The organism is Ancylobacter sp. VNQ12, from assembly GCF_049445835.1.
In the GTDB taxonomy this organism is placed as follows: domain Bacteria; phylum Pseudomonadota; class Alphaproteobacteria; order Rhizobiales; family Xanthobacteraceae; genus Ancylobacter.
Genome location: NZ_JBMSDU010000053.1, coordinates 1 through 3,641, shown reverse-complemented (window position 1 = coordinate 3,641; position 3,641 = coordinate 1). Strand labels below are relative to the sequence as shown.

5 protein-coding genes are annotated in these 3,641 nt (G+C 64.2%); 1 reads left to right on the top strand and 4 read right to left on the bottom strand.

Going from position 1 to position 3,641, the window contains the following annotated elements:
- The 4 genes from ACO2RV_RS24960 to ACO2RV_RS24945 form a co-directional block, all read right to left on the bottom strand.
- Window positions 1–305: hypothetical protein (locus tag ACO2RV_RS24960; RefSeq protein WP_423296897.1), on the bottom strand; the 305-nt coding region annotated here is incomplete at its 3' end.
- A gap of 9 nt (window positions 306–314) precedes the next feature.
- Complete coding sequence (locus ACO2RV_RS24955) at window positions 315–929, bottom strand: cysteine hydrolase (RefSeq protein WP_423296896.1); 615 nt, start codon at window positions 927–929, stop codon at window positions 315–317.
- A gap of 57 nt (window positions 930–986) precedes the next feature.
- Window positions 987–1,661, bottom strand: coding sequence for a glutathione S-transferase family protein (locus ACO2RV_RS24950; protein ID WP_423296895.1), 675 nt, complete (start codon window positions 1,659–1,661; stop codon window positions 987–989).
- Window positions 1,662–1,707: 46 nt separating this feature from the next.
- A complete protein-coding gene (locus tag ACO2RV_RS24945) occupies window positions 1,708–2,466 on the bottom strand; it encodes an SDR family NAD(P)-dependent oxidoreductase (RefSeq protein ID WP_423296894.1) in 759 nt (252 codons plus the stop codon).
- 170 nt (window positions 2,467–2,636) lie between these two features.
- Here ACO2RV_RS24945 and ACO2RV_RS24940 point away from each other — a divergent pair, with 170 nt between their 5' ends.
- On the top strand, window positions 2,637–3,536 hold the full coding sequence (locus tag ACO2RV_RS24940; protein WP_423296893.1) for an AraC family transcriptional regulator N-terminal domain-containing protein: 900 nt from the start codon (window positions 2,637–2,639) through the stop codon (window positions 3,534–3,536).
- Window positions 3,537–3,641 lie beyond the last annotated feature (105 nt).

The window sequence follows — 3,641 nt, the reverse complement described above, 5'->3', positions numbered from 1 at the left end:
AACGCGACATTGCGCGCGTGCGCATCGTGATGGATTTCATCAGCGGGCTCTTTCAGGCCCACCGTAGCCATTTCAACGCTTGACGCCTGTCTCAGGCAGGGCCACGGGGGTGGAACTTCGCCGGTAACCATGCCGGAACCATCCGACTTCGAGCGGCCGACAGAAGCCACTTCGCGATCTCTGAATGGACCAGCCGCATCCGGCCAGAACCGCCGAGCGCGCGGGCACGTTGCCCAATCAAGGGCGGCAGCTCGCGCGCTCATCAGAACACTGATGCTCAGCAACACATCAGTGGAACTGAGCATCGCAACGGTTCACCCCCGCGTCAGGAATTGTCGCGTCGTGATCGCATTGGCATAGAAGGGAGCGATGTCGCTCAGGAACGAGGTCTGCTGTTCCCGAGTGAAGGCGGCCGACGCATCGTAGATGACGTTGGTATGATAGCCGAGGTCGTGGGCGTTGCGCACGGTCGACTCAACGCACTGCCGCAGGGCGAAGCCCATGACGTAGATGTCGAAAATCCGATTGTTGCGCAGATAGCTGTCGAGCGTGGTCGCCGCAAAGGCGCTGCTGCCGCCGGTCCGCTCGCTGATGACATATTCACCATCCCGAGGCTCGAACCCCGGGAAGAATTCGGTCTGCTCGCCGAGAAACGAGCCGTAGTCCCGCACCATCTTGCGCAGGCCGTACTTCCCCTCCCCCAGCACGCGGTAGGTCGGTTCGAGGACCATCCTGACGTGGATGACCTCCATGTCGCGACGACGGGCCTCTTCGAGCGCCTTCTTTGAATTGGCGACGGCCGTGTCGAACTGCTCGCGGTCCTGGAACTGGCCATTGATGCCGCCGGTGGGTGCCAGCCAGTCGTTCTGATATTCGATAAGGATCAGCGCGCTCTTGGCACCGGCTTCGCGTGGTGCATGAGTCGTCATGGGAATCGTCCTTTGAATGGCATGAGATAGTTCGGGCGCCTGTCCCCGCGCGCAGTGTCAGGTCGCGAGGATTGCTTGGTGCTGGCGCAGATGTTCGCGGAAGCGATCGGCATAGTCGTTGACCACCGCATCCCTAACGCTGTGGCGCGCCGCCAGCGCCGCTCGCCACGCGGCGACCCGCGGCAGGCCCTCGAAGATTGCCTGCGACACAGCGGGATCGATGATCGCGAAATAGCGGAAGAGCGGGGCGTAGACCGCATCGACCATGCCGAAGTCGGCACCGGCGAAATACGGCCCCGACCCCAGCTCCGCCTCCAGCTTCTGGAGCCGGTCGCGGAACGCGGCCCGCTTGCCCTCGGCGATCGCCGCGTCGGTGGCGTTGAGGAATTGCCAAGCCTCGGCCAGGGTCGGCGTGGCGAACTCGATCCACGCGCGCTGCCGGGCGCGCAACAGCGCATCGTCGGGATACATAGACGCGCCGCCCTGCGTTTCCTCGAGATATTCGCAGATCACCATGCTTTCGAAGAGGATCGCGTCCTCCCCGTTGGCCTGGCCCACCTTGAGCACCGGCACCTTGCCCGTCGGCGAGAGCGCCAGGAACCAGTCGGGCTTGGCCGAGAGGTCGACGTTGATCCGCTCGAACGGCACGTTCTTCTCGAGAAGAACGATAGCCGCGCGTTGAACGAACGGGCAGAGCGGATGACTGATGAGGGTCAGGCTGGCGTCGGGCATGATGGTCTCTCGATGGCCGGAATGGAAACGCAGGGCGGCACGAGGGTCAGATCGCCTGGCCGCCCGAAATGTCGAAGGTGGTGCCGTTCGCCCAGCCCATATCGTCGGACAGGATGGCCGCCACCGCGCCGCCGATGTCGTCCGGCAGGCCGACGCGGCCGAGTGCGATGGTCTGCGCGATAAAGGCGTTCACGTTTTCATCGTCGCGGACCGCCCCGCCGAAGAAGTCGGTGGCGATGGCGCCTGGCGCGATCGCGTTCACGCGGATCTGGCGCGCGCCCAGTTCGACTGCCATGAACTTGGTCAGCGTCTGGATCGCCGCCTTTGCCGCCGCGTAGAGACCGTAGCCCGCCATCGTGACGCGTACAAAGCCCGACGAGACATTGAGAATGCGTCCGCCATCCACGATCAGCGGCAGCAGTTTCTGGGTCAGGAAGACCGGGCCGCGCAGATGCGTGTCGATCAGCGAGTCGAACTGCTCCTCGGTCACGTCGGTCGTAAGCCCGTACAGTCCGTGGCCGGCATTGTTGACGAGATAGTCGAAGCGCTCGCGGCCGAACTCGGCCTTCAGCGTCTGCGCGACCGTCGCGGCAAAGGCCGGGAAGCTCGTCGTGTCGCTGACGTCGAGCGCGATCATCGCGGCCTTGCCGCCCAGCGCCTCGATCTCGCGAGCGAGTGTGTCGGCTTCCGCCTTACCGCTGCGATAAGTGCCGATGATGCCGACGCCGCGCTTGGCAAGATGCAGCGCCATGCTGCGGCCGAGGCCGCGGCTGGCGCCGGTGATGAGTGCGATCTGCTTGGTCATGGTCTGTCCCTGATTGAATGGGCCCGCCGGAGAGCCGCACCGCGGCGCCCCCGTTCCGATGCCAACCAGATAGGCCGCACGGGCCGCGCTCGCGCGCCCAATGCTCTCAATGTCTTGCCTGATCGTCTCAAGCTCTTTGCGGAAATCGCAAACTATGCAATAGGACAATGATGACCGATGAACTCCAGCCGCATATCGCCCTTGCCCTGCGCCACGCACGACCAGGGATGACCGTGACGTCCATCCCGCGCCTGGAGATCGGCGTGGGGCAAGCGACCTCCGGCACGTCCCCATGCCTCTATCGCTCGATGATCTGCTTCATCCTGCAGGGGGCGAAGGATGTGGCGATCCAGGACAATCTGTTGCGTTACGATTGCGCGCAGTATCTCGTCAGCGCGCTGGATCTGCCGCTCAGCGGCCAGATACACAATGCCGAAGATGGCCGCCCCTATGTCGCGGTCTCGCTCGTCCTAGACCCCGCGCTGCTGGCCGAAGTCGCCTCCACCATGCCGCCGGTGCGCGACCCTGATGCGCCCGGCATCGGGATCGCGATCAATCCGATGACGCCGCCCCTGCGCGACACGCTGCTGCGCCTGCTGGCTCTGCTCGATACCCCCGGCGACATTCCGGTTCTGGCGCCGATGGCGGAGCGGGAATTGCTTTATCGTCTCCTGCAGGGTCCGCAGGGGCGCCTGCTGCGCCATATTGCACGGCCCGAAGGAGCGCTTGGCCGCATTCGCCGTGCCGTTGAATGGATCCGCGACCATCACAATACGCGGCTGCGCATCGAGGCACTGTGCGACGCAAGCGGCATGAGCCGTGCCAGCCTGCATCGACACTTCGTGGCACTGACGGGCCTGAGCCCGATCCAGTATCAGAAGCAACTCCGACTGCAGGAGGCGCGACAGCTGCTGCTCTCGGGAGACCGAACCGCTTCAGATGTCGCCTTCGCGGTCGGCTATGAGAGTTCTTCGCAGTTCAGTCGCGAATATCTTCGGCAGTTTGGCGCGCCGCCAGTCCGGGACGTACAACAAATCAGGCGGTCGATCGGCAGCGCTGCAATGAACTGATGGAAGGGCATCCTCGTGCCGATGCGGTCCCTCTGACAGATAGGGAGGTGGCCAGGCCACCAAGTGCGCGAGAGTAAGTCGTTCGCTCGGACGCACGCATGAAGC